Here is a 24777-nt window from a genome sequence, read left to right as displayed (position 1 = left end):
TTTTTTCACCTTTTAAATCCTTTAAATGGAGGTGTAATTTATGATTATTTATAACAAACGAAAACCTAAAGCCTTTGACGGGACAAACTGCATTGGAGTCACAGGCGAAAACCTTGCCGAAACGCAGGAGTTTTTGATTAACGGAATAACTGACATCACGGCTGACTACCGCATTCATCTGCGTTTTGCAGACGGAAGCGTCAACTCAATAATTCCGGACAGCACTACTGTTGACAGGTTGGGGACAAAAATCGTATGGAAAGTCAAGAAAAATGATATTTTTATGCACGGCTATTTTGAACTTCAGCTTGAAGGCAGGGGCGAAAACGGCAGTATTTTTCAGACGCAGATTGTTACCCTTTATGCCGATGAAAGCATTCCGATTGAGGACAGGGAGTATCTCAATCCGAACTCAGAAACATTAAGATTGCGTGAGGAGATGCTGAAAACTCTTACCGAAGCTAAAAAACAGCAAGCAAAAATTGACGAAAACCGCAAAATTATTGAACAGAGCAATTTGTCGCTGAAAGAAAACATTTCAAACAAGCTTGAAAACAGACAGCAGATTGTAAATCAGTCGGAAAATTATCCAAGCATCAAGTATCTTGAAGCCTACTATCTGCCGGCAAGCAAGTCATACGGACGCGACGAGCTTGACGGAATGTTTGCCGCAAAGGCTGACAGGGCAACCACTCTTGACGGTTACGGTATTACGGACGCAATTAAAAATGCAGCAGGCACGGTCAGAACTGTCAACTTGGCATATGATGTCAAAAGTAAATTTGATGAAAAAGTAAACAGTAGTGAATTATTTGATGTTACTAAGAGTATAAATTTAGCTAATTTGGCAGATTACTCACAATACCAAAACGGTGTAACTATTACTGTTAGTAAAAACAAAATCAGTTTGAGCGGTACATCTACGGCGGCTATCAACGCATTTTTACCACTCAAAACACCGATAGCATTACAAGCTAATAAACCTTACTGCCTGTCGTTACAGGATTTTACAACTAACAACACAGGATGTGTGTTTTATCCTGCACACGGTCAAACGGTTATCGACTCAAAATGGTTACTATCTGAGGTGAGTGCGCTTAAAAATGCAGCAGCTACATACACTCCCACACAGGATATCGTCATTGACCATATTAAAATTGCCATTGCTGCAAATAGATTAACAGACAATAGCTGTTACTTGCAGATTGAGCAAAACAATCAAAAGACTGCATATGCTAGCCCTGAAAAGATTGTTCAAAAGGTTAAGCCTGCATTGTATCAAGCTCCTGACTACACAATGCACTATTTGTATGTTTCAAACGATTATGATGAGGATACAGAGGGATTCGGAAAAACAAAATTTAACTCTATCTTGTCAGCTAATAACAGCATTTCAGACAACAGCTATCATAATCGCTATACGATTGTCGTAATGGCAGGTACATACACAGATTTGCAGGACAAATATGCAGGCATGTCAGATGTCGGCTTAGTGGGTTATCGTGGCGTAATGACTAAGGATTATGTTTACTATGAATCCGAAAACATTTATAATCCTGCCGCAACAATAATCAAATGGGACGGAGCAACAGGATTTGATAAATCTACATTAAAATCTGAAGACATTATTAAAAAGTGCCCATTCCACCTTGATTTGAATGTTCATACGCACATCAAAGGATTTACATTTGACTGTAAAAACATCAGATACGGCATACACCTAGAAAGTGGCGGAACAGGTTATGCAACAAATTGGGTTGTGGGACACTGTACCTTTATTTGGGGCGGTCGTGCTGATTGTGTGGATTATGCGAATAAGACAACAGTGCCAGTCTTCGGTTGCGGACACAGTTTTGGCGAAGTCGGCTTGATTGAAAACTGTAAAATCATACCTACGCATTGCACTATTGGTTATCAAAGTCACGATAATGCCGATAACAGCGATTTTGGCTTACCTATTAAAGTTGGCGCAAAAATTACCTTCAAAGATTGTGATTTCGGAGGTACAGAAATACAGGCACGCACGCTCAAGGGTGCATATGCGGACACGCCGAATGTATTAACACTTGACGGTTGTATCAACATATCTGCTATCAATAAGATGTATGCTGCACCAGCCGACCATTGCGACTGGGAGGTAATTGATTGTACTGACTTATCAAACGAGGTTCTCGGAAACAAAGCTGATAAGGCAACAACACTTGCAGGGTACGGCATTTCAGACGCATATACTAAAAATGCTGTTGATACTTCACTGGCAAATAAAGCTAACCTCGTTAATAGCTCGAATATTTTTGATTTTGATGCTTGGGCAAAAGGATTACAGGGGCTTACTAATCCAGTTTACAGAGGTACTCTTGACAAAGTGGATTATAACGAAAAATCATTTGCTATAACAACTACTGAACCCAATGGATACACAAACGGATGGAATCCGTCAGCGCCGCAATCTATGAGAATAGCAGTAAAGCCAAATACAAAATATTTATTCTCGTGGTTACCATCTTCCACCACTTGTGGAGCGTATGTCTTTTTAAATGGAATTAATACAGACGCAACTCGCTTTGAACTTAGAAAGGGTTTTGGTTCGTTTACGACAGCAGAGGATACCACTTATATTGCGATTCGGTTTGATTATTACGGAACAGGATTCTTCAAAGTGTCCAAAATTATGATTGCTGAAAAAGAATCAATCTATTTGCCGAATGAAGTTGCGGAAGGTGTCACAGAGGTTGCGAACGAGGTTTTGGCATTTGAAAAGACAACCCAAACTTCACTTGCGACTAAATACGATTCGTCAAATGTTGAGGTCGGCAAGGGTGAACTTACTCCTGCACAGGCTGTTTATGACGGCTGTGAGGGCAGTTTTAACTATTCAAAAATCGGCAAAACCGTGACGGTAGCACTAAACATCACAACCCTTGTTGCAGGTAAAAACTATGTACAGTTCGCAGGACTGCCATTCAATGCTATGACTGCAAGCGGATTGTCAAGCATTGCGGTGTATACAACTGCCAACAAGCTTGTTAATATTCGCCTTGACGGCTCATGGCTGTACATAAACAGTCCCGGTACGACATTTGCAGAAGGCGAAAAAATCAATGTAATAGTTACATACATCATAGGCTAAGGAGGCAAAAATTATGGAATTAAAAGAAAAAATCACACTTGATATGCTGACAAAAGACAGCGTATCGGTACTCAGACAGCAGTTTATAAACTATAACGGAACTGAAATGCAGGTCGGCGAAAATGTTCGCAACGCATATTCAAATAATGAAGATGACAGAGCTTCGCTTAAAAGCATCTTATCGGACGAATACTACAATGCCGTTATGGCAGTCTGGCAGTGTAATTAACAATGACAGTCGGCAAGAGTTTCGCAATGGCGAGAATATATTTGTCATAACGGAACTTTTTTAATTGAAAACTGAAAGCGGAAAATTGAAAATTGCGGTCGGCGGTGTGCCGCCGCATTCTATTCGAGAAGGCAGTCAGATAAAAAAATTGCATCAGATACCCAAGTAAGGTTCTGATGCAATTTTTGTTTGTGCCAAACTTTGTCAGTAGCTGCGAACCGTGTTCGCCATATAAATAAACAGTAAATTTCATATTAACAAAACAGTCGGGAAGACATTGCATTTTATTTTGCAAACTGTCTTCCCGACATTAATTTTTAATTTTCAATTTTCAATTTTACATTTAATTAAAACTTTCTTCACGAATTGGAGACAGCGGTTCGTCGGTTACGGTTTTTCGCCTGTCAAAAACTCAACGCTTCTCTCAATTGAATCCTTGGAAGTGCCCCAGTCCTTGCCTTGATTGCGGTAATCAAACATTGAGCAAAAGTATGTTATATCCTCTTTGAGTGACAAAAGATAATTCTTTGTAAGTACCGCCGTTTCGGCGTAGAACTGCGGCAAAAGCTTTGACGGCAGCTTGCTCTTTTGGGTTGCAACATTCATAATAAAATCGTAGTGTTTAAGGCAGATGAACGGCTGTTCGTTGTACAGCTTATAAAACTCCTCTCCCTTTGCCCACTCAACAAAAATCGTGTCGCAAAAATGGTGCATATCCCACTCTATTCTGTCGCAGACATAGCAGGAATTAAGCCGCTTTTTTATGACTTCCAACTGCTTTTTATCAGGCTTTCCCTTCAATTTTTTCGGCATATCGTTATCAATAATTTCCTGAAGGTGGCTTTCAAGAATGAGAGCGTTCGGGAGCTTCTGCCCTTTTTCAAACATCTGCGAAAAATGGCGGTGACAAAAGCCCTTTTTGTTGGTTTCAATCCTGATATTAGGCTCCATCATCGCGTCGCCCGTAATAAATTTTACATACTGCTCCTCAAGCATACTCTCCATTCGGCAAAACGGACATCCGCATTTCGGCATAAATATATCGTTAATCGGAATTGTGCAGATAGTTTCTTTCACTTATAATTCTCCTTTTGTTAGCGTAAATGAGGCACGGCTGCACTCTGTCGACGGCTCGCCGCTGCTTTTTTCATATTTCTGATATAGGCAAATGTTTTTTCCTCGCCCTCATCTCTCAGCATAACCAATAATTTTTCAAGCAACGCTTCGGTGTTGGGATGCATGCGGTGCTTGCCTCTGATTCTGCAAAAATATGTGAACGGATCGCTGTCCTTGTAGTTTTCGCCGTTATAGATTTTGCTTGCGGCTACTCGGTCGCAGAACATTTCGATAACATATTTTATCGGCATTTCAACATTTTCAATTTGCTTTGACTTTGGGTTGTAATCGTTCCAGTACTCGTAATGATGGCGGTTTCTGCCCTTGTGATGCATCCAAGCCAGAGAGTAGCCGTACCGCTCTCTCTCCTTTTCATTCGGACTTCTTGTTCCCTGAAAATACTTTGCACCAAGAATAAATTCCGTGGGCGAATATTTTGACAAATCGTGCCTTAATCCCTGCCAAAAAATTCCTGCCCTTGCGCAGTTGGCAATTACCTTGTGTCTGTGGCGGGTTATTGTTCTGAAATGTTTAATCGGATGTGCCATAATTATCACCATAAATTATTTTAATCATTAGTTCGGAAATTACAAAAACATTTTCCGACTGACATTTTACCACATTTTCAGCCAATTTAAAATAGTACTTGCAAGATTACACTAAAAAAGTTATAATAGGAAAAGGTTAAATTTTTGTAACCATTTTTTGTAAAGGGCATAAGGATAGAAAATATATGAAAAAGAAGATTTTCCTTTTTTTCCTTTGTGTTGTACTTATCGCAACCAGCATATTATGCGGCACAATGGGTATAATCAGAAATGATTCTAAATCACATAAAAAAACACAGACGGCGGATACAGCCGCAACAGAAAATCCGACATTACCAAGCACATTAGATTCGCTCACATTAAAAGTCGGCGAAACAAAGCTTATTGAGCTGTCATCCGAAAAAGCAGAATCTGTTACAAAATGGACAAGCTCGGACAGTAAAACCGTGACTGTTGATGACGGCGGAAGGGTTGATGCATTAAAAGAAGGCACGGCACTTGTTTCGGCAATCCTAAAGGACAAATCCAAAGCCGAATTTCAGATAACAGTTACGAAGTCAACGGTAAAAAAACAGCAGAGCTATTCAACCTGCATAACGGCAAATACAGACAAGCTCGAGCAAAACAAGCGCAACAAGGCAAAAAATCTGTATGAAATCAAGGTGAACCGCACGGCAAACTGCGTGACTGTCTACACATACGACAAAAACGGCAAGTACACAATTCCTGTCAGAGCGATGGTTTGTTCAACGGGGTTGAACAACGCAACAATCACAGGCGACTACACAATCGGAATAAAGACCGAATGGCTGTTCCTTGTGGGCGATGTTTTCGGCAGGTACATCAGCGGAATTTCAGGCGATTACCTCTTTCACTCTGTTCCCTACTACACCTTAAACGAACAGGATTTAGAGGTTGACGAGTTCAACAAGCTCGGTGAGCAGGCGTCGCAGGGCTGCGTAAGGCTTGCGGTTTCGGACGCAAAGTGGATTTATGACAATTGCCCCACAGGTACGGCGGTCAATATTTATGACGATGCCGAAACGGCAGGACCTCTCGGAAAGCCTGACGCGATAAAAATTACGGATTTCAATAACAAATGGGATCCGACAGACAGCAGTAAAAAGTGTCCGTATGCCACAGCCGCCCCGACAATCAGCGGCGCGAACGATTGCACAATAAAAAGCGGCGGAGAATTTTACGCTCTGACAGGGGTAACGGCGGTTGACACCTGCGGCAATGATATAACCTCAGATATTGAGGTTGTGGGTAATGTGGTAACCGCACGCAAGGGCAAATATAAGGTGACCTATTCAGTTACCGATGTGCTTAAAAGAACTTCAAGCGTTACAATTACGGTTACGGTACAATAAACAGCAACATAAATCAAGAGCATTATTGCCAAATATGGCAGTAATGCTCTTTGTCGGTTAATTACGCATTTTTGCTGATAGCGAACACACCTAAAAACCTCTGTCTTAATGGTTATCACATTCAAAATTCATTGCAATTTGCAATATTACAAAATTTGATAAATGCCGCAAAGCCGCCCATACAAAACACAAAAAGGCTGTGAAGAAGTGAAGTTTAAAACTTCGTTCTTCACAGCCTCTGATTTACTGTACTAATCTTGAGAATCAGCCTTGGCTTTCTCAATAATTTTTTGAGCAACATTTGCAGGGGTGTCCTCATAGCGAACAAACGCAAAATCAAACGAACCTCTGCCCTGTGTTACCTGACGAATGTAGGTTGCAAAGTCATCCATTTCTGCCATAGGAACTTCCGCCTCAACAATCTGCGTTCCGTTCTCACCCGGCTGCATACCGAGTACACGACCTCTACGCTTGTTGACCTCGCCCATTACATCGCCCATATTTGCATCCGGAACATTGGCTTTAAGGCTTCCGATCGGCTCAAGAAGCGTGGGAGAAGCATTTGGAATACCGTTCTTATAAGCCAGAGAAGCCGCTGTTTTGAATGACATTTCGGAGGAATCAACAGGATGATATGAACCGTCATAGAGAGTAGCCTTGATGCCTACCATCGGATAGCCTGCAAGAACGCCCTTCTTGATTGAGTCCTGAAGTCCCTTTTCAACAGCAGGGAAGAAATTTTTCGGAACTGCACCGCCGACAACTCTTTCGGCAAATACAAGACCGTCCGAATCACACGGCTCAAACTCAATCCACACATCGCCGAACTGACCGTGACCGCCCGACTGCTTTTTATATCTGCCCTGTGCGGAAACCTTTTTGCGGATAGTTTCTCTGTATGCAATCTTTGGCTTTTTGAGGACTGCGTCAACATTATATTTTGTTTTAAGTCTTGAAATTACAACATCAAGATGCTGTTCACCGAGTCCCGAAAGGAGCATTTCATGGGTTTCGTGGTTTGAAACAAGTTTGATTGTCGGATCTTCGTCCGCAAGCTTTGCAATGCCCTGAGCAACCTTATCCTCGTCACCCTTCTTTGCCGGATACACAGCCATTGTATATGATGATGACGGATAGTCGATTCCGTCAAGAACAACCTTTCTGAGAGGCGAACAGAGTGTGTCGCCTGTCTTTGTTGATGCAAGCTTTGGAATTGCGCCGATGTCGCCTGCACCGATGTACGGAACATCCGACTGCTTTTTACCGCTTACGGAAAGCACCTTTGTTATCCTCTCCTGTGCGCCTGTACGCATATTGATGAGAGGAGCGTCCGAGCTTACCTTGCCCGAAACAACCTTTACATATGAAAGTCTGCCGATGAACGGGTCTGCAACCGTCTTGAATACGATTGCGGCAGCCGCACCGCTGTCATTAACCGAAACATCAACGGGTTCACCGTCAAGGTCAACACCGATTTCACCGCTCTTGTCAGCCGCTGACGGAGCAAGCCATGTAAGACTGTTCAAAAGCTGATCAATTGCGAATGTATTATGAGCGTCGCCGCAGAATACGGGGCAGATTGTGCCGTCCTTAACACCCTGACTTACACCGAGAATGATTTCTTCGGGAGTAAACTCCTCACCCATAATAAACTTGTCAAGAAGTTCCTCGCTTGTTTCGGCAACAGCCTCCTTGATAGCCTCGCGCAAGCCCTCAAGCCTGTCGCCCATATCGGGAAGCGCAGTCTGTTTTACACTGCCGTCTGTGCCGTACTCATAAGCCTTGTAATCAAACAAATTAACATAAGTGTTTGCCTGACCGTCAACAATGTACGGAACAACAACAGGACAAACAGATGGACCGAATGTAGCCTTCAAGCTCTCGAATACACGATAGAAACGGGCGCTTTCGTCACAAAGACCGTTTACAAAGAACACCTTTGTAAGCCCTGCCTTTGTTGCCGCCTCAACTGCTTTTTCGGTACCTACACAGACACCGTCCTTGCCCGAAACAACGATGAGCGCTGTATCAGCCGCTCTCATGCCCTCTGCAACACCGCCTGCAAAATCAAAAAGACCGGGGGTGTCGATTAGGTTGATTTTTGTATTTTTCCATTCAATCGGTGCAACCGCCGTCATAATTGAAGTCTGTCTTTTGATCTCCTCGCTGTCAAAATCAAGGACTGTGTTGCCGTCTGCAACCTTACCGAGTCTTTCGCTCATCTTTGAGAGATAGAGTATTGACTCCGCAACCGAGGTTTTGCCGCTGCCGCTGTGTCCTGCGAGGGCAATATTAAGAATTTTTTTAGCGTCGTATTGTTTCAAAAGTGAAATCCCCTTTCGTAAAATTTCTATTCTAATCAAGCTTATTTCGACAAAATTAAACAATAGTGTCAATTAATACGGAATTATTATAGCATATTTGTATAAAATAAACAACCGAATTATGGCAAAATAAAAAAATTCACCCTTTGCCCAAATGGACAAGGGGTGAATTGTGCAACTTGCTTTTTTATTTTATGTTAAGCCGAAAAATATACAGATTTTCGCAAGTTCAATTGTGCATTTTAACGATTGATTCCCTAAAAAATCAGTTTTCGACAAAAGAAAAGGCTCTCAAAACGAGAGCCTTGAAAACTTGATTATTCGAGAACCGCACCCTGTGCGCCTGATGTAACAAGCTTTGCATAACGAGCAAGGTAGCCTGTTGTAATCTTGGGCTGACGGGGTTTCCACTCTGCCTTACGCTTTGCAAGCTCTTCGTCAGAAACGAGGAGGTTGATTGTGTTTGCAGGAATGTCGATTTCAATCATATCGCCCTCTTTAACAAGTGCGATCGGACCGCCGACTGCTGCCTCGGGAGATACATGACCAATAGCCGCACCTCTTGTTGCGCCTGAGAAACGGCCGTCTGTGATAAGAGCAACACAGTTGCCGAGACCGCTGCCCATAATAGCGGAAGTCGGGTTGAGCATTTCTCTCATGCCCGGACCGCCCTTAGGACCTTCGTATCTGATAACAACAACCTCACCGGGATTGATTTTGCCGTCATAAATTGCACTGAGAGCGTCCTCTTCGCAGTCAAACACTCTTGCCGCACCCTTGTGGTGCATCATTTCCTCTGCAACGGCACTTCTCTTAACAACAGAACCGTCAGGAGCAAGGTTACCCTTGAGAACAGCAATACCGCCTGTCTTGCTGTATGGATTTGTAACAGGGCGAATGATGTCCGTGTCCTTGATTTCACAACCCTTAATGTTCTCGCCTACAGTCTTGCCTGTTGCCGTGATAAGGTCTGTGTCAAGAAGTCCAACCTTTGTAAGCTCGTTCATTACGGCATAAACACCGCCTGCCTCGTTGAGATCCTCCATATATGTGTGACCTGCAGGAGCAAGGTGACAAAGGTTAGGAGTCTTTTTGCTGATTTCATTGGCAATGTCAAGGTTAAGCTTAACACCTGCCTCTTTTGCGATTGCAGGAAGGTGGAGCATTGTATTTGTTGAACAGCCGAGAGCCATATCAACAGTAAGAGCATTCATAAATGCTTTTTCCGTGAGAATGTCACGAGGACGGATATCCTTTTCAAGAAGTTCCATAACCTTCATGCCGGCGTGCTTTGCAAGCTTGATTCTTTCTGAGTAAACAGCAGGAATTGTACCGTTGCCCTGAAGTCCCATACCGATTGCCTCGGTAAGACAGTTCATACTGTTGGCGGTGTACATACCCGAACATGAACCGCATGACGGACAAGCCTTGTTTTCAAACTCGGCAAGCTCTTCGGCAGTAATCTTGTTTGCCGTGTAAGCGCCGACTGCCTCAAACATACTCGAAAGACTTGTCTTTTTGCCCTTAACATGACCAGCAAGCATAGGACCGCCACTTACAAAAACTGTCGGAACATTAATTCTTGCGGCAGCCATAAGCATACCCGGAACATTCTTGTCGCAGTTAGGAACCATTACAAGTGCGTCAAACGCATGAGCCTTTGCCATAGCCTCTGTTGAGTCTGCGATAAGCTCACGGGTTACGAGAGAATACTTCATTCCCTCATGTCCCATAGCAATACCGTCACAAACAGCGATTGCAGGGAATACAATCGGAACACCGCCTGCAAGAGCAACGCCCTGCTTAACGGCGTCAACAATCTTATCTATATTCATATGTCCCGGAACGATATCGTTCTTGGAACTTACAATACCGATAAAAGGTTTCTTGATTTCTTCTTCGGTAAGACCGAGAGCATTCAAAAGCGAACGCTGAGGTGCGGTACTTACGCCGTCCTTTATAACTGAACTTTTCATTGTAAACACCCTTTCCATAATTATCAAATCGGAACAAAATTCACATAAAAGCCCTTCAATTGTTCCATAATAAAACACAGTGAAAATTTCTGTATTGTTAATCTTAATTTTAGCACATCGGCTGTTCAAAATCAAGTAGAGAACCTATATTGCCAAAATCATTTATTGCGGCTCAATCGTTGATTATTCTGCCCTTTTCAACATTGGGCATAATAAAGTTATCCCTTGAATATTCCCACAGCTTTTTTGAGCCGTCAGCAGTGTTTTTGTTGCGGTTAAGGATACTGTGCAGGTGAACAATATGCTCTACCCACGCCTTGCCGTCGGTTGCATCATTGAGCATGGCGGGCTGAATGTTGTCCATTGTGTGAGCAAACTTTGCTTCGGCTGTTTCACCGTTTTCAAATTCAAGCCACAGATTCATCATCTTTTCGCCCTGATCTTCCGGAAGAAGTCCGAAAATTCTTTTTGCGGCTTTCATTTCACGCTCTGCCTGAGTTTTCTTAGCTTCCTCATCATAGGCATATGTATCTCCTGCGTCAATCTCGACAATATCGTGAATCAGGAGCATTGTCATTGTTTTAAGCACATCAATTTCCGAATTTGCATATTCGGAAAGCATAACGGTCATTATCGCCATATGCCATGCGTGCTCGGCATCATTTTCCTTTTTTCGAGCGTCGGAAAGGTAGGTTTGACGGATGATGAATTTTTCCTTATCAATTTCCTTTATAAAATCAAATTGCTTTTCAATTCTTGATTTCTCCATAATGTTCCCTCTTAAAATTCAGGCCTGCACATTGGCATAGTGCAGGCTTTATGTGATTATTTATTTACTACAGGAAGTTTGGTTTTATCGTATTCATCCAGTCTGTTGCCGTAAAGGTAATAGTTCGTTTCTTTTACAACAACAGGTGAAAGCACAACTACGGCAATAAGGTTGGGAATTGACATAAGTGCATTGAAGATGTCAGCCATTGTCCAAACAAGGTCAAGCTTGATAACAGGACCGATGAGAAGAATAAATACAAAAATCAGCTTGTAAGGAATCATACCGCCTCTGCCGAAAAGATATTCAACGCAGCGTTCACCGTAGTATGACCAGCCGAGGATTGTTGAATATGCAAAAGCGGCAATACCGATAACAAGAATCGGTGTACCGATTACGGGAATCTGCTGGAAGGCTTTGTATGTAAGGTCGCCGCCGTCGGAAACATCAATTGCAGGATTTTTGATAATTGAGCTTACAAGCACAAGACCTGTCATAAGACAAACAACGACCGTGTCCCAGAAAGTACCCGTTGAAGAAATCATAGCCTGACGAACAGGGTTTCTTGTTTGAGCGGCAGAGGCAACTATCGGAGCAGAACCCATACCGGATTCGTTACTGAAAAGGCCTCTTGCAATACCGTAACGAGCGGCAAGCATAAGGCTTGAACCGAGGAAACCGCCTGCAACGGACTTGAGAGAAAATGCGTCCTGAAAAATCATTTCAAATGTCTTACCGAGAACATCAAAGTTCATGCCGAGGATAATAAGACATCCGAGAACATAGAAAACAGCCATAAACGGTACAAGGAGTTCGCAAACTCTTGAGATTGACTTGATACCTCCGAAAATTACAACGGCTGTAATTGCGGCAACAAGAACACCTACAATAATCGAAATAACCGAAGCGTCCTGACCGAAAAGATTCACAGTACCAAGGTCAAAGGTGTTGTTCATAATGTTTGAAATTGCATTAACCTGAACACCCGAACCGATGCCGAAGGATGCAAGCAATGCAAAAAGTGCAAAAAGAACGGCTAAAATTTTGCCGAGAGTTTTAAACTTAAATCCTCTTTCAAGAGCATACATAGCGCCGCCGAGCATTCTGCCGTCAGAGGTCTTTACACGATACTTTACACCGATGAGTGACTCGGAATACTTCGTTGCGATACCGAAAACACCGGTGAGCCAGCACCAGAGAACCGCACCGGGGCCTCCGAGTGCAATTGCAGTACCTACGCCTATGATATTACCCGTGCCGATTGTTGAGGCAAGCGCTGTTGCAAGAGCCTGAAACGGGCTGATGTCACCGTCTGAATCGGGATCCTTTGTCACCGAAAGTTTGATTGCCTTAAAAGTTTTTCTCTGTACAAATTTTGTGCGAATTGTGAGGAAAATGTGAGTTCCGAGAAGAAGAATAATCATAAACCAACCCCACAGGAAGTCATTGAAGCTATTCATCACAGCTGAAATCGCATCCCACATATTGTACGCCTCCTTGTTTTAGTATAATCCTACCCTGTTTAATATACAAAAGCAAAACCTGCTTTATGTCCGTTAATGTTTTTTACAAAAATCGTTTTACATCAATAAGGTTGTCTGCAACTCCGTAAAGAAGGGGAATTGCCTCTGCACTCGGACGGTCAAGGTCGGGAACCATAACCGTTTTACACCCTGCCGAGCTTGCCGACTTTATGCCGTTGAGCGAGTCCTCAAGTGCAATGCAGTTTTCGGGAGCAAGTCCGAGTTTTTCTGCGGCATAAAGATAAATGTCGGGTTCGGGCTTTCCTTTTGCAACCATTGACGCACAAACTATTTCGTCAAAATAATCGTAAAGACCGAGAGCCGAAAGATATTTTTTCGTTCTCTCCGGAGCGGTTGCGGTTGCAAGGGCAACCCTGTAGCCGTTCTGCTTTAAAAAGCCGAGAAATTCAGCAGCACCGGGTTTTGATTCAATGCCGTTTTCCGAGATGAACTTATCCATAAGCTCAATTCTTTTATCGTGAACCTTGCAGTAGTCAAAATCCTCCCCGAAAAAGCCCTTTAATTTTGCAATTGCAAACGGGCGAGCCATTGAACGAATACTGAGTGCGTGGTGCGTTTCCATAGGATAACCGTAAAAAAGAGCCGCCTCACACCAAAAACGGACATACAGCTTTTCTGTGTCAAGAATGACACCGTCCATATCGGAAATAATACCTTTTATATCAGGATTCATATTTTACCTCCCGATTTTTTTAGATTCATATTTACAAACGCAATTCCGAGTGAAATCAGAATAAGCGAGATGAGCGTTTCGATTCTGAAAACATTTTCACCGAGCATAAGTCCCGACAAAACTGTTCCGAACACGGGAACAAGCAGATTGAAAACGGAAATTCTGCTTGCATCATGAAACTTGAGAAGTGCTGTCCACAGCGAAAATGCCGCCGCTGATACGAACGCAAGCCAGAGCAACACGGAAACACTTTCAACATTTATCAAACCAATACTGCCACCGCAGCATATGCCCGACACAAGTAGTATAAAACCGCCTGTTAAAAGCTGAAAAGCGGTTACAGGGAACGGATCTCGTCCTGTTGTGACTTTTTTCGCCACAATGTTGCCCGCCGCCGCAGATATTGTTGAAAAGAGAATCATCATATCGCCGAACCAAGTGCCCGTGCTGACAGTTTCGCCGAAATTGATTGCGATAATTCCGCCGAATCCGAGAATACAACCGATAATTTTCATCAGCGTGAGCCTGTCGTTTTTGAAAAACAACGGCACGAAAAGTACGGTAAAGAACGACGCACAAGCCGTTATTATAGAGGTGTTCGTTCCGCTTGTAAAACCGATTCCGATGTATGTAAAAATATACTGCAATCCTGTCTGCACCACTCCGAGTGAACAGACGGGCAGTATATCTTTTTTTGAAAGCGTCGGCGGTTTTCTTTTTGATATCCACAAAAAGAGAAACACCATAAATCCCGCCAACATAAAGCGCATTCCTGCAAAAATCAGCTTTGAGCCGATATCCGACTCCTCAATCTTAAAAGCAGAGTAGCCGACCTTTATAAACGGAAAAGCCGTTCCCCACAAAAGTGTGCAGAAAATTGCTGTTAAATATGCTATTTTTTTATTTTGTAACAGTTTCATTTTATTCATCCGGAAAAATTAACAATATCGGATATAGTATACCATAAAAATCAGAAAAAGAAAACCTTACAATTTCAAAAATTTGTTTATTCCGTAAACAGAATTTGCACCGTCACAACAGGCGGTTATAATTTGTCGCAGATTTTTTGTGCGGATATCCCCTGCAACAAAAATTCCCGACACGGATGTCTGACAGGTTTCATCGGCAATCACATATCCGTTGTCATCAGTTTTTACAAAGCCCTTGATACATTCGGTTCTCGGTTCAAGACCTACCGCAACAAAAACTCCGTCAGTTTTCAGAATTTTCTCATTATCAAGCGTAACCGATTTAACCTTTTCATCACCGTCAATTTTCACAACATTGGTGTTGTAAAGAATTTTGACATTGCCCGATTTCTCAAGCTTTTGCACAAGCACTCTGTCGGCTTTTAATGCTTCGCCCCTGTGAATAAGAAAAACCCGTTTGCATATATGAGAAAGATAGGTCGCCTCGGTAACGGCTGTGTTTCCTCCGCCGATTACCGCCACTGTTTTGTCTTTAAAAAAATAGCCGTCACACACGGCACAATAGCTTACTCCTCTGCCTTCAAACTTACTTTCACCGTCAATTCCCAATTTTTTGTGGGTTGCGCCCATGCAGAGAATAACAGATTTTGTCTTGACCTCGCTGTCGGAACATTCAAGGATAAAACCGTCATAATTTTTTCTTATGCCGACAAGGGATTGTCTGACAAAATTTGCACCGAATGACTTTGCGTGTGAATAAAAATGCTGAATGAGGTCAAAGCCTGCAATATCGCTGAAACCCGTGTAGTTTTCAACTGCATCCGTAAGGGCAATTGAACTGCCCTCGGGTGATGACGGATCAAGCACAATGCAGTCAAGTCCGCTCCGTGAGGCATAGAGCGCCGCCGTAAGTCCTGCCGCACCTCCGCCGACAATTACAAGATCATACAAGGCTCTCACCCATCTTTTCTGAGATTGCGGAAATTATTCTTTCCTTTGTCTGAACTCCCGACATACGGAAAACTTCCCTTCCGTCCTTAAAAAATAAAAGTGCAGGGATTCCCGAAATGCCGTAACGCTCCGTAAGCACGGGATTTTCGTCAACATTTATCTTGACGGTTTCAAAGCAATTGCTGTACTCACTGTGAATTTCTTCAATTGTCGGAGCAAGCATTCTGCACGGTGAACACCATATTGCGTAAAAATCCGCAAGAACAGGCTTTCCTGATTTAATTAAATCTTCAAATTCGTTTTTCTGTATATTTTCGGTCACAATTACCACTCCGTAAATTATTTTTGATTATTGTTCCCTATTTGCGGAGAATTATGAAAACGAAATTTTATCGGCCTCGGCACTGTTGCAATATCTGTCCGATAATTAAAAATCGGTATAAAAATAAAAACACCATCTGCGAAAAGGCAAATGGTGTTTTGGCGCGCCGGAAGAGACTCGAACTCCCGACCTTCTGATTCGTAGTCAGACACTCTATCCAGCTGAGCTACCGGCGCATATGCGACTGTTTATCAGCCGCAATTAGTATGATATCACAACTTAACTTAAAAATCAAGTCTTTTTTTATTTTTTCCCGGAAATTAGTCTTTGGCGTCAAAGAATGTAAAAAATGCTCTGTATGCCATATAGACATCTGTCTTGGAAACAATCTCAAACGGAGCGTGCATTGAAAGCACGGGAACGCCGAGATCGACAACATCGACATTCATATTGGCAACATACTTGGCGATTGTTCCGCCGCCGCCGCCGTCAACCTTGCCGAGCTCACCGACCTGCCAGAGAATATCGTTGTTCTCAAGCATAGCTCTGATTTTTCCCATATATTCGGCAGACGCATCTGATGTGTCATACTTTCCGCCGTGACCTGTGTATTTTGAAATAATTACACCGTTGTTAATGTATGAGCAGTTGTTAGCCTCATATGCAGACGCAAAAGTCGGATCAAATGCGGCATTTACATCGGCTGAAAGACAGGTGCTTTTTGAAAGAACACGGTAGCCGTCAACACCGTCCTGTTTTGCAAGGTCATAGATGAAGAAACGGAGGAAGTCGCTCTGCATACCTGTGTTGCCGTCACTGCCTGTTTCTTCTTTGTCTGTAAGATATGTGATACAAGTCTGCTCGGGCATTTCAACATCAAGTGCCGCCATAACAGCCGGATAAGCACAAACCTTATCATCATGACCGTAACCGCCGATCATGCTTCTGTCAAAACCGATATCTCTTGACTTGAAAGACGGGATAAGGCAGAGCTCAGCCGAAAGAAAATCACCCTCGCAGATACCGTACTTCTCATTGAGTACAGCCATTACATTGAGCTTTACAAGGTCTTTTTCGTCGCTGTCCGCATCATACGGACGAGAGCCGAGGATAACATTGAGGTTTTCGCCCTCAATTGCCTTTGCCATTGGCTTTGACGCCTGCTCCCTTGCAAGATGCGGAAGAAGGTCTGTAATGCAGAAACAGCTTTCGTTCTCATCATCGCCCCAGCAGATGTCAACTCTTGTACCGTCAAGCTTTACAACCGAACCGTGAAGTGAAAGCGGAATTGTTGTCCACTGATATTTTTTAAGACCACCGTAGTAATGAGTCTTAAAGAAAGCAAGATTGTTTGCCTCAAAAAGAGGATTCGGTTTGAGGTCAACTCTCGGGGAATCAATATGAGCAATTGCAAGCCTTGCACCGTTCTTAACACCGTTTTTACCAATTACGGCAAGAGCAACAGCCTTGTCACGGTTTACATAATAGAGCCTGTCGCCTGCCTTATATTCTTTGTCCTGCTCATACTCTGCAAAGCCTGCTTTTTTGGCAAGCTCAACAGTATAGCGAACAGCCTCACGCTCAACGGGTGAGTTATCAAGAAACTTTTTGTAACCGTTGCAAAAGCTGTCTGCCTTTTTAATTTCTTCCTCCGAAAGAGCCTTAACGCCCTTCGGTTCGGTCATCATAATTTTTTCCTTTAATAAAGTTGTCTTTGACTTTTCTTCAGCCATAATAACCGTCCTTTCTGTGCCGTAAAACACGGCAAAACCATTTTATTTTGAAATCCGCCGCCAAAGGCATCGGAACATCTTTGCACTTAATTAGATTGTGAATAATAAAGTTTTATATACATTTCCTTGGCACTTTCAACCTTGTCAACATAATTCTCTGTTTCGGGATACGGAATGGAATCAAGATTTTTTCCGTCCGAACTGTAATTAGTATCGTTGAGCCAGTCGCTTACGACAAAGCCGGCATTATATGCGGCAATTGCCGAGCGTTCCGTGCCGTAATAATCGTAAAAATATTTTAAAAGATAACTTCCGTAATCAATACAGATTTCGGGGTCAAACAGGTCATCCTCGGTGTACTGTCCCGCACAACCTCTTTGCTCCTGCAGCCACTCAAAGGACGATGGCATCATCTGCATAACACCCTTCGCTCCGACTCCCGATTCGGCTTTCGGGTCAAAGCCGCTTTCCGTGTGGATTACGGCATATATCAACGCAGGATCAAGGTCATAATCCTTGGCGGCTTTTTCAACATATGTGCTGTAGGTACACGGATAATTCATTTTATCGAGTTTATTTTTTGTGTCCTCATAAAAAAATGAAACAAACACGAATACTGCCGCCGCAAGAATTGCAAGCACAATTATCCATGCCAAAATCGCCTTTCCTGCACTTTTTTTCTTTTTATATCGCCTTGATTGGGGCATCCTATCACCTCATCAGGTTGTTAATAACCTCTGCCGCCTTTTGTGCGGCAAGCTCGACTTGCTCTATAGAAAAATTGTTTTCAATGACAATGTCGCTGTGACTTCTGAAAAATTCCTCGTCAAGCTGTGCAGACATTCTTAGCTCTGCACGGGAAATGTCAATGTTATCCCTTTTGCAGATTCTCTCAAGCCTTATCTCTTTTTTAGCGGTAACGCTTACAATAAGGTCGCAAAACACATCGGCACCGCTTTCAAAAAGCTGAGGAGCGTCATAAATCACAACGCTTTTGCCGTCTGTCTGAGCCTGTTTCGCCATCTGCATAAATTCATATGTAACAAACGGATGAACAATTGAATTGAGCAAATGTGTGTTTTCTTTGCTTGAAAATGCCTTTTTGGCAAGCAACGGTCTGTCAATGTTGCCGTCAGAAAGGATAATATCCTGACCGAAAACACCCGAAACAGCCTTTAAGCATACGGAATCGGGAGTGTAAAGATTTTTTACAATCTCGTCAGCATTTATAACGCACATCCCGTTTTTGGCAAAATATGCCGAAACCGTGCTTTTTCCCGCACCGCTCTGTCCCGTAAGACCGACAATTTTAATTCTGTTCAAGGTTAATCACCTCAAAGCCTGCCGCTCTTATAAGTCGGTTGTAAACCGCCATTCCTACGCCGTTCGTTTTTGGCAGTCTTGAATAGACAACCTTAACGCTGTCGTCCTCATCAATTCTGCGAAGCTCGTCAAAAAGCGTGTGAGCCTGTCTTGTATAGTCGTTTCGTTTTCCGAGAGAGAAAACGGGAGTTTTCAAAAGCGGAATATCCTCGTCACAACAGAGTGCAGCAACTCCCTTTGCCGCCTTTTTGTTTACATAATCAATATATTGCTCATCGTTGCAATTAAGAAGTATTACTCTCGCCCTTGGCGCATAGTGCTTGTACTTCATACCGGGGCTTGCAACCTTAACATTGTCTGCAAGTTTGTGCAAAACCGCATCATCAACTTCAACCTTGCCGAGAACACTCTCGAGCATTTCAACCGTAATTCCGCCCGGGCGAAGTACCCTCGGAACATCTCCCGCAAGAGTAATTACCGTGCTTTCAAGACCTACCTCACTTGCACCGCCGTCAAGAACAGCGTCGATTTTGCCGTCCATATCGTTCATAACATGCTGTGCGGTTGTCGGACTGGGTGAGCCCGAAATATTTGCCGAAGGTGCGGCAAGAACCGTACCCGATTCACGGATAATCGCCTGTGCGGTTTTATGGCTCGGAAAACGGATTGCAACCGTGTCAAGTCCTGCCGAAACTTCATTCGGAATAACATCCGACTTCTTCATAATCATTGTGAGCGGTCCGGGCCAGAACGCATCGGCAAGTTTTTTTGCCGTGTCGGGGATTTTCGTCACAAGGTTAAGTCTTTCAATATCGGAAAAATCGCAGATGTGGACAATCAGCGGATTATCCCCGGGTCTGCCCTTTGCTTTAAAAATCTTCTTTACGGCCTCGGGGTTGAGTGCGTCAGCCGCAAGTCCGTAAACTGTTTCGGTCGGGATTCCTACAACACCGCCGTTTTTAAGCAACTCTGCGGCGGTTTTTATATCTTCCTCTGTATTTTTTAACAACAATGTTTTCACAATTATCACCGGATTATTTTTCCATACTTTCTTTGAGCTTTTCGGCTCTGTCAGCGGCAACAAGTGCGTCAATCACTTCGTCAAGACTGCCGTTGAGAATTTCTTCAAGCTTGTAGAGAGTAAGACCGATTCTGTGGTCGGTTACTCTGCCCTGCGGATAGTTATATGTGCGGATTCGCTCACTGCGGTCGCCCGTACCTACCTGCATTTTTCTGTTTTCGGCAATTTCACTCGCCTGTTTGTCCTGTTTTTCCTTGAGAAGTCGGCTTTTGAGAACTTTAAGAGCCTTGTCCTTGTTCTTGTACTGACTTCTCTCGTCCTGACACTCAACTACCATACCTGTGGGCAAGTGAGTGATTCGGATTGCGGAACTTGTCTTGTTGATATGCTGACCGCCTGCACCGCTTGAACGGAAGGTGTCAATTTTGAGGTCATTCGGATCAATTTCAAGCTCAACATCTTCTGCCTCGGGCAAAACCGCAACAGTTGTTGTCGATGTGTGAACTCTGCCCTGGCTTTCGGTTTCGGGTACTCGCTGAACACGGTGAACACCGCTTTCGTACTTAAAGCGTGAGTATGCACCCTCGCCCTCAATCATAAAGGAAATTTCCTTGTAACCGCCGATTTCGGTTTCATTGGCATTGATAATCTCGATTTTAAAGCCCTTTTTTTCGGCATACATCGAGTACATTCTGAACAGAACCGCACTGAACAGAGCCGATTCCTCACCGCCTGCACCGCCACGGATTTCAACGATAACATTTCGTTCATCGTTCGGATCTTTCGGCAAAAGCAGAATTTTCAAATCTTCCGCAAGATTTTTGATATTATCCTTAGCCTCGTCAAGATCGATCTGAGCAAGCTCTTTAAGCTCTTTGTCGCTTGTTTCCTCAAGAATTTCAAGGCTGTCTTTTTCGGTCTGAACAGCCTCTTTGTATTTACGGTAAGTCAAAACGATTTCCTCAATCGACTTGATTTCCTTCATAATTTTCTGATATTCCTCGGGATTGCCCGCTACTGACGGCTGGTAGAGCCTTTCGGAAAGCTCGGAGTACCTTTTGTCAAATATTTCAATTTTTTCAAACATATATATCCTACTCCGTCAAAATTTTTTTAATATTTTTTTCAATCTTTGCACGGGGCGCCATAACCTCTCTGCCGCATTTTTCGCATTTTATCTTAAAATCCATTCCCACACGCAGAATTTCAAAGGTTTTGCAGCCGCATGGGTGCTGTTTTTTCATCTCAACTCTGTCGCCAACGCTGATATTCACAAAAATCACCCTCCTGCAAATTTTTTACATTTTTCACATTTTGAATTTCTATGATTATTTACATCACTTTAGAGATGCAGATAATCTGCACTTAGATTATACAACAGAGATTTAAAAATATCAACCAATGCCGATAATTCCGAGAAGTCCCGTGTATTCAAGCGAAAGGGCAACGGGAATTGAAATCAGCAGAGAAAATGCGCTCTGTTTTACATCCTTGAACAAAATTCCGATGCTTGCAAGCCAAAGTATAAATTCGGGGAAGTACAGAATTCTGAAATCGGCAAAGTTGAGATTAAATGCAAAGCAACAGAATATTGCTATGAGTACGGAAGAAATTCCGATTGCAAGCGCACCCCGTCCCCTTGCATACCAAATCAGAAATGCCAAAAACGGCGATACAACAGCAAGAATCAGCCACCTCATAAGGTACGGAATATCGGGATAAAAGCCTGCAAAAACACTTGTCCACACATAGTACCCTATTAACATTCCCACAAAAAACGCAAAAACATTTATTCCTGCTTTTAAGGGAGATTTGCTGAATACGGCAAGACACACGGCAATAAAAATCCACGGTGCTGTTCTGCTCAAAAAGTTTGACAAATCAAGCCAATCGAGAAAGCTCGGCAGTCTGTTCAAATCAAGAAACTTTGCGACAATTCCCATGCCACCGCCAAAAAGCAAAGCAAAGAATGTTGTCATAATTTGTTTTGGTACAGACATTTTGCCCGATACCTTTCGGGTTTTATTCAAAATTTTTAACATAAAATCCTCGTTTCATCTACATCAAAAGGACTTCTCAAAAAAAGAAGTCCTCTTTAATCTTAATTATTCCGCACTGTTTTGCTCACCGAAAACCTTTAAAATTTCGTCTTTGTGAGCCATAATCGCATCGTAGCCCTCCTGAATGGTTTCGTCAACGCTGTCCATTGAGAAAAGCTGTGTGTTTTCGTTCTTGATATCAATTGCGAGGTCAGCCATTTTCTTTGACTCTCTTGTGCCGTCAATTGAATAAACATCAAGCGCACGCCAAATAACCTTAATAAGGCCGCCAAGGCCTGCGTCGGGATTGTAGGTCATAATATCAAAGCCGATTGCAAGAACCTTGCCGACGCCCATATCACGCAGAATTTTTACGGGCAAATTGTCCTTTGAACCGCCGTCAATAAAGTTGTACTTGTCATAAGGACAGGTTGTGTAAATTGCAGGGAACGACATACTTGCACGAACAGCAGTTTCAAGCGGAGCGCCTGTTATGTAGTGAATATGCTCGTTTTCAAGATTTTCTTCCTTGGTTGTAAAAATACATTCATCGGTTGTAAGCGTGTCAACCGTACAGATTGAAAGGTTAATCGGAAGATTTTCAAAGCCTGTTATTCCTTTTTCATTCATAATGTCACGGATAACATCTTCAATCAGTTCACCCGACTTGATGCCGTCTTTCTGAATCTTTTTATTTAGAATAAGCTGTGCAAGAGATTTGAAAATAAGGCCGTTGTCGATTTCGGCAAGAGTTTTCCAATGCTTTTTTGCAACTCTTTTCATTTCATCGGAATCACAGCCCATTGCAACGATTGCCGCCATTGCCGCACCCGAGCTTGTACCCGAAACATACTGCGGATGGATTCCGAGTTCATAAAGAGCCTGAACAGCACCGATGTGAGCAATACCTTGAAGTCCGCCGCCCGAAAATGCTACACCGATAGAATTTTTGCGATCGATTTTATCCGAATTCATTTTAAACACCTCTGTTAATAAAAACGATAAACATTGCAATACGACTCGGTTTCAACAAAATAGTCGTACCAGTTGTAGAAATCTTCAAAGCTGTAATCAGCCTGAATAAGCTCATAATTCTTAAATTTTGTGTTTTCCGTTATGTATTTAAGCACATCATCTTTGTCTGCAAGGCGGGAAACATAAACCGTTACCTCGTCAAGTGACGCAAGCTTTTTGTCCGTTTTGAGTTTTTCCATGCTGTCGGTTTCCTGCTTATTTGTGTCGCCGTTAAACATAAATGCCTCTGCTAGCGAAGAAACCTTTCCGTTGGTGATAACTCCTCGTTTTTCGGCAAATTCTTCAAGCTCATCACCGAGAGTCGGAGAGAACTTTGAACTCTGAACAATCATTGTGCTGTCGTAGTTCATAAACTTGTCAATACACTTGTTCCATTCAAGCATTGCAGTTCCGACAAAAATGCAGTTGTCTGTCTTTGGCTCATAGAGATTTGTTTTGCCGTATGTGTAATAGGGCTTAACCGTAACAAACGCTGTGACTGACGCAAGCAAAATGCATACAGGCACGGCAAGGCGTATCTTCTGATTTTTGAAAAGTGTGAAAATTCTGATGAACGAGAATGCAAAAAGCATCGCAATCAGCGGAAGTGACGCCATAACATAGCGGTCGCTGTTAAACGGTGAAACAAGTGAAATGCCGATGAAATAGCAAACTGCCGGAACTACGGCAAACATCGCCTTTTTAGGAATTTTTACCTTTTTCACAAAACGGAAATAAATTCCGAAGCCGATAACTGCGGCTGTACAAAGTCCGAGCAGCCAAACCTGATTGATGAACATATCCTTTGCAAGAATCTGAACATAGGTGCAAAGCTTGTAGAAAACATAGGTCACAACCGTAATCATATCAAGCGCCGACATATCAAGCGAACTGAGTCCACGGTTGCCGCCGAGTACATTCGAGATTATGTACGGATAAATGCAGAGCGCAAGTCCTGCACCCACAACAGCCGCAATAATGTACTTAATGAGGTCTTTACCGCACTTTTCCCTGATTTTGAACACAAGGAAAACAAGTCCCGTAAGTCCTGCAAAGAGGATGAAATAATACTGGGTAAGCACACCGCAAAGCACTGTAACTGCAAGCAGAATGCAGTCCTTTATGCCGACGGTGTTCTTTTTTTCATAGAGCTTTATGCTCATATAAACGAATGCAAGCACCCAGAAGGTAAGCGTTGCATACATTCTGAGATAAATTGTCGTGGTAATACACGCAATACTCAGAGCATATGCCCCCACACCGAGCAAGGCGTAAAGATTGTTGCCCGTGATTTTCCGTCCGATTTTATAAAGCATAATCAAAATGCCTGCCATGGCAAGCACATTTATTGAATAGGCAAGCCATTTTGAGAACACGCCAGGAAAGAACGAACAGACCGTGTGAACAAGTGCGTAATAGAGAGGCGGATGCGACGCATCTATAATCTGATTTTCATATACCTGAGCATAGTCGAATCTGTCATCGGGCGACACGGCAAGATACTCGTTGAAATCCTCGGGACTGTTCCAACCTCCGTCAACATTAAGCTGTTTTGAGGAATTTGCAAGGTTATAGGTCAGAAGCTCGTCCTCGTGAAAGCCCTGTTTTGCAAACATATAAACCGTGCTTATGACAAGGCTCACCACAATAATAACCGCAAGAATTATTCTTGCCTTTTTGTTGTCGATTTTCATATAAAATTCTCCGTAATAATCAAAATTAAAATCAGCCGACAATTTTGTGCCGTTCAAACGGCAATTTTC

At 42.9% G+C, this 24777-nt stretch carries 22 protein-coding genes and 1 tRNA gene; 3 read left to right on the top strand and 20 right to left on the bottom strand.

The annotated features are described in order from the left end of the window. The first annotated feature begins 40 nt into the window (after nucleotides 1-40). Together QDI94_RS09355 and QDI94_RS09350 are read left to right on the top strand one after the other, a co-directional pair. Complete coding sequence (locus tag QDI94_RS09355; protein WP_278868550.1) at nucleotides 41-3130, top strand: hypothetical protein; 3090 nt, start codon at nucleotides 41-43, stop codon at nucleotides 3128-3130. 13 nt (nucleotides 3131-3143) lie between these two features. Further along, nucleotides 3144-3359 (top strand): hypothetical protein, encoded by a 216-nt coding sequence (locus QDI94_RS09350; protein WP_278868548.1) that lies wholly within the window; start codon nucleotides 3144-3146, stop codon nucleotides 3357-3359. Between the two features lie 387 nt (nucleotides 3360-3746). On the opposite strand, the gene QDI94_RS09345 is transcribed toward QDI94_RS09350, so the two are convergent. Both QDI94_RS09345 and QDI94_RS09340 read right to left on the bottom strand, forming a co-directional pair. Further along, nucleotides 3747-4436, bottom strand: a complete 690-nt coding sequence (locus QDI94_RS09345; RefSeq protein ID WP_278868546.1) for a DUF6062 family protein — start codon at nucleotides 4434-4436, stop codon at nucleotides 3747-3749. A 17-nt stretch (nucleotides 4437-4453) separates the two neighbouring features. Continuing rightward, nucleotides 4454-5023, bottom strand: a complete 570-nt coding sequence (locus tag QDI94_RS09340) for a DUF5662 family protein (RefSeq protein WP_278868545.1) — start codon at nucleotides 5021-5023, stop codon at nucleotides 4454-4456. Between the two features lie 185 nt (nucleotides 5024-5208). Between QDI94_RS09340 and QDI94_RS09335 the strand changes: the two genes are divergently transcribed. Further along, a complete protein-coding gene (locus tag QDI94_RS09335; protein WP_278868543.1) occupies nucleotides 5209-6396 on the top strand; it encodes a L,D-transpeptidase family protein in 1188 nt (395 codons plus the stop codon). Between the two features lie 251 nt (nucleotides 6397-6647). Here the strand turns inward: QDI94_RS09335 and QDI94_RS09330 are convergent, their stop codons facing one another. The 18 genes from QDI94_RS09330 to QDI94_RS09245 form a co-directional block, all read right to left on the bottom strand. Next, nucleotides 6648-8720: an elongation factor G gene (locus tag QDI94_RS09330; RefSeq protein WP_278868540.1), complete on the bottom strand. Its 2073-nt coding sequence runs from the start codon at nucleotides 8718-8720 to the stop codon at nucleotides 6648-6650. 317 nt (nucleotides 8721-9037) lie between these two features. Beyond that, nucleotides 9038-10696, bottom strand: a complete 1659-nt coding sequence (gene ilvD, locus QDI94_RS09325; protein ID WP_278418315.1) for a dihydroxy-acid dehydratase — start codon at nucleotides 10694-10696, stop codon at nucleotides 9038-9040. 172 nt (nucleotides 10697-10868) lie between these two features. Further along, entirely contained in the window at nucleotides 10869-11465 is a 597-nt protein-coding gene (locus tag QDI94_RS09320) for an HD domain-containing protein (RefSeq protein WP_101070413.1), read from the bottom strand. 56 nt (nucleotides 11466-11521) lie between these two features. Then, nucleotides 11522-12949 carry an alanine/glycine:cation symporter family protein gene (locus QDI94_RS09315; protein ID WP_015523301.1) on the bottom strand — a complete coding sequence of 476 codons (1428 nt, stop codon included), beginning with the start codon at nucleotides 12947-12949 and terminating at the stop codon, nucleotides 11522-11524. Nucleotides 12950-13031: 82 nt separating this feature from the next. Continuing rightward, nucleotides 13032-13682 (bottom strand): HAD family hydrolase, encoded by a 651-nt coding sequence (locus tag QDI94_RS09310; RefSeq protein ID WP_117951826.1) that lies wholly within the window; start codon nucleotides 13680-13682, stop codon nucleotides 13032-13034. Continuing rightward, nucleotides 13679-14602, bottom strand: coding sequence for a DMT family transporter (locus tag QDI94_RS09305; protein ID WP_278868536.1), 924 nt, complete (start codon nucleotides 14600-14602; stop codon nucleotides 13679-13681). Before QDI94_RS09305 ends, QDI94_RS09310 begins: the two co-directional genes overlap by 4 nt. Nucleotides 14603-14668: 66 nt before the next feature. After that, entirely contained in the window at nucleotides 14669-15562 is an 894-nt protein-coding gene (locus tag QDI94_RS09300; RefSeq protein WP_278868535.1) for an NAD(P)/FAD-dependent oxidoreductase, read from the bottom strand. Further along, complete coding sequence (gene trxA, locus QDI94_RS09295) at nucleotides 15555-15884, bottom strand: thioredoxin (protein ID WP_278418305.1); 330 nt, start codon at nucleotides 15882-15884, stop codon at nucleotides 15555-15557. The genes QDI94_RS09300 and trxA overlap by 8 nt, the downstream gene beginning before the upstream one ends. Before the next feature lie 159 nt (nucleotides 15885-16043). Further along, nucleotides 16044-16120, bottom strand: a tRNA-Arg gene (locus QDI94_RS09290). An 84-nt stretch (nucleotides 16121-16204) separates the two neighbouring features. Then, the gene (locus QDI94_RS09285; RefSeq protein WP_278868532.1) at nucleotides 16205-17617 is read right to left on the bottom strand and encodes an aminopeptidase; all 1413 of its coding nucleotides are present in this window, start codon (nucleotides 17615-17617) and stop codon (nucleotides 16205-16207) included. A gap of 86 nt (nucleotides 17618-17703) precedes the next feature. After that, nucleotides 17704-18273 carry a lytic transglycosylase domain-containing protein gene (locus QDI94_RS09280; RefSeq protein ID WP_278475338.1) on the bottom strand — a complete coding sequence of 190 codons (570 nt, stop codon included), beginning with the start codon at nucleotides 18271-18273 and terminating at the stop codon, nucleotides 17704-17706. 55 nt (nucleotides 18274-18328) lie between these two features. Beyond that, a complete protein-coding gene (gene coaE, locus QDI94_RS09275) occupies nucleotides 18329-18940 on the bottom strand; it encodes a dephospho-CoA kinase (RefSeq protein ID WP_278475341.1) in 612 nt (203 codons plus the stop codon). After that, nucleotides 18927-19961 (bottom strand): L-threonylcarbamoyladenylate synthase, encoded by a 1035-nt coding sequence (locus tag QDI94_RS09270; RefSeq protein WP_278475343.1) that lies wholly within the window; start codon nucleotides 19959-19961, stop codon nucleotides 18927-18929. The genes coaE and QDI94_RS09270 overlap by 14 nt, the downstream gene beginning before the upstream one ends. A gap of 13 nt (nucleotides 19962-19974) precedes the next feature. Beyond that, complete coding sequence (gene prfA / locus QDI94_RS09265) at nucleotides 19975-21048, bottom strand: peptide chain release factor 1 (RefSeq protein WP_278475345.1); 1074 nt, start codon at nucleotides 21046-21048, stop codon at nucleotides 19975-19977. A 7-nt stretch (nucleotides 21049-21055) separates the two neighbouring features. Then, on the bottom strand, nucleotides 21056-21235 hold the full coding sequence (locus tag QDI94_RS09260; protein WP_101029820.1) for a DUF951 domain-containing protein: 180 nt from the start codon (nucleotides 21233-21235) through the stop codon (nucleotides 21056-21058). Between the two features lie 120 nt (nucleotides 21236-21355). Continuing rightward, nucleotides 21356-21961: a hypothetical protein gene (locus QDI94_RS09255; RefSeq protein ID WP_278868529.1), complete on the bottom strand. Its 606-nt coding sequence runs from the start codon at nucleotides 21959-21961 to the stop codon at nucleotides 21356-21358. Nucleotides 21962-22066: 105 nt separating this feature from the next. Next, entirely contained in the window at nucleotides 22067-22975 is a 909-nt protein-coding gene (locus tag QDI94_RS09250; protein WP_015522820.1) for a patatin-like phospholipase family protein, read from the bottom strand. A gap of 14 nt (nucleotides 22976-22989) precedes the next feature. Further along, complete coding sequence (locus tag QDI94_RS09245; RefSeq protein ID WP_278868527.1) at nucleotides 22990-24708, bottom strand: glycosyltransferase family 39 protein; 1719 nt, start codon at nucleotides 24706-24708, stop codon at nucleotides 22990-22992. Nucleotides 24709-24777 lie beyond the last annotated feature (69 nt).

The sequence above is a fragment of the Ruminococcus bromii genome, assembly GCF_928721825.1.
Lineage (GTDB): Bacteria > Bacillota > Clostridia > Oscillospirales > Acutalibacteraceae > Ruminococcoides > Ruminococcoides bromii.
Note: the sequence above shows the minus strand (reverse complement) of the source record. Positions and strands in the feature narration are given on the sequence as shown.

What these genes read in the sequence shown, in the direction of transcription:
- QDI94_RS09355 (WP_278868550.1), top strand. Translation starts at nt 41, where the DNA reads ATGATTATTTATAACAAACGAAAACCTAAAGCCTTTGACGGGACAAAC.
- QDI94_RS09350 (WP_278868548.1), top strand. Translation starts at nt 3,144, where the DNA reads ATGGAATTAAAAGAAAAAATCACACTTGATATGCTGACAAAAGACAGC.
- QDI94_RS09340 (WP_278868545.1), bottom strand. Translation starts at nt 5,023, where the DNA reads ATGGCACATCCGATTAAACATTTCAGAACAATAACCCGCCACAGACAC.
- QDI94_RS09335 (WP_278868543.1), top strand. Translation starts at nt 5,209, where the DNA reads ATGAAAAAGAAGATTTTCCTTTTTTTCCTTTGTGTTGTACTTATCGCA.
- ilvD (WP_278418315.1), bottom strand. Translation starts at nt 10,696, where the DNA reads ATGAAAAGTTCAGTTATAAAGGACGGCGTAAGTACCGCACCTCAGCGT.
- QDI94_RS09320 (WP_101070413.1), bottom strand. Translation starts at nt 11,465, where the DNA reads ATGGAGAAATCAAGAATTGAAAAGCAATTTGATTTTATAAAGGAAATT.
- QDI94_RS09315 (WP_015523301.1), bottom strand. Translation starts at nt 12,949, where the DNA reads ATGTGGGATGCGATTTCAGCTGTGATGAATAGCTTCAATGACTTCCTG.
- QDI94_RS09310 (WP_117951826.1), bottom strand. Translation starts at nt 13,682, where the DNA reads ATGAATCCTGATATAAAAGGTATTATTTCCGATATGGACGGTGTCATT.
- QDI94_RS09305 (WP_278868536.1), bottom strand. Translation starts at nt 14,602, where the DNA reads ATGAAACTGTTACAAAATAAAAAAATAGCATATTTAACAGCAATTTTC.
- QDI94_RS09285 (WP_278868532.1), bottom strand. Translation starts at nt 17,617, where the DNA reads ATGGCTGAAGAAAAGTCAAAGACAACTTTATTAAAGGAAAAAATTATG.
- prfA (WP_278475345.1), bottom strand. Translation starts at nt 21,048, where the DNA reads ATGTTTGAAAAAATTGAAATATTTGACAAAAGGTACTCCGAGCTTTCC.
- QDI94_RS09255 (WP_278868529.1), bottom strand. Translation starts at nt 21,961, where the DNA reads ATGTCTGTACCAAAACAAATTATGACAACATTCTTTGCTTTGCTTTTT.
- QDI94_RS09250 (WP_015522820.1), bottom strand. Translation starts at nt 22,975, where the DNA reads ATGAATTCGGATAAAATCGATCGCAAAAATTCTATCGGTGTAGCATTT.
- QDI94_RS09245 (WP_278868527.1), bottom strand. Translation starts at nt 24,708, where the DNA reads ATGAAAATCGACAACAAAAAGGCAAGAATAATTCTTGCGGTTATTATT.